Source organism: Andreprevotia chitinilytica DSM 18519, assembly GCF_000711875.1.
Lineage (GTDB): Bacteria > Pseudomonadota > Gammaproteobacteria > Burkholderiales > Chitinibacteraceae > Andreprevotia > Andreprevotia chitinilytica.
The window spans coordinates 1-1,103 of sequence record NZ_JONM01000063.1; the positions used below are offsets into that span (position 1 = coordinate 1).

1 protein-coding gene is annotated in these 1,103 nt (G+C 62.5%); it reads left to right on the forward strand.

Going from position 1 to position 1,103, the window contains the following annotated elements:
- Positions 1-638, forward strand: a 638-nt coding sequence (locus BR41_RS24780; protein ID WP_035061522.1) for a ShlB/FhaC/HecB family hemolysin secretion/activation protein, incomplete at its 5' end; no start/stop codon positions are given.
- Between the last annotated feature and the right edge of the window lie 465 nt (positions 639-1,103).

The following is a 1,103-nucleotide window of genomic DNA, read 5'->3' on the forward strand; positions in this document are numbered from 1 at the left end:
TGACCGTGCTGCGCGTGGCGCTCAACCAGTTCGAGCGCTTCCAGAGCGGCGACATCACCGGCTACTGGACGCTCGAAGGCGGCGCCAGCCGGGGCATGCGCGCGCTCGGCGCCAGCCAGGACCCGCAAAACCTCAACCAGCAGGATGCCCACAGCCAGTTCCACAAGCTCGACGTGAACGGCAGCCTGAGCGTGATGCTCGGCAAGGTCGGCCCGCGCATGGTCGCCTATCGCGGCAACTTCTCCTGGCAATGGGCGCATGTTGGCCTGTTCAGCTCGCAGCAGATTTTTGCCGGCGGCACCGATTCGGTGCGTGGCTTCTCGCAAGGCGGCATCAGTGGCGACAAGGGTGGCTATGTGCGCAACGAGCTGTATCTGGCCGATGTGCCCGACCTGCCCATGGGCGAGGCCAGCTTGCACGTCGAACCGTATTTCTTCTTCGATGGCGGCCGCACCACGCTGCTGGCCGGCGACGGCAGCCAGCACATCATCGGCAGCGGCCTCGGCCTGCGTTGGGTGGCCCGGCGTGGTGGCGGTGTGCTGAACGGTGATCTACAGCTTGGCCGCGGTTTGTCGCAGCCGGTGGTGCTCGGCCCGAAGCAGACGGTGTTTCAGGCCAATGTATCGATGAGTTTTTAGCAGGCGTGTTTAGTTGTTCCCCCCTTCCTTGAAGGGGGGCAGGGGGGATTTCTGCGACGTTGGAATTCGAAATGATGTTGCTGTTTCCGCTGCGAAGTAAGGGATGGCTGCTGGGGACACAAGCGGCGTCGAAATCCCCCCTAACCCCCCTTCGAGGAAGGGGGGAATGAATCAGCGCTGTAGGTTGGGTTGAGCGAAGCGAAGCCCAACAATCGCGATGCCACACACGGCAGCGCGTGTTGTTCAGGTCATTGTTGGGCTTCGTTTCACTCAGCCCAACCTACGAGTTTTTTTATGGAATCGGAATTCATGCAAGCAACCCGACGTTACGCCACCAGCCTGCTGCTCGGTCTGGGTCTTCTGGCCAGCACCGCCAGCGCGGCCGATAAACCGCTGCCGGCAGGCACCTTCGCCGTCGTCAACGGCGTGAACCTGCCGCAAAGCGCGCTGGATCAGCTGATCCTC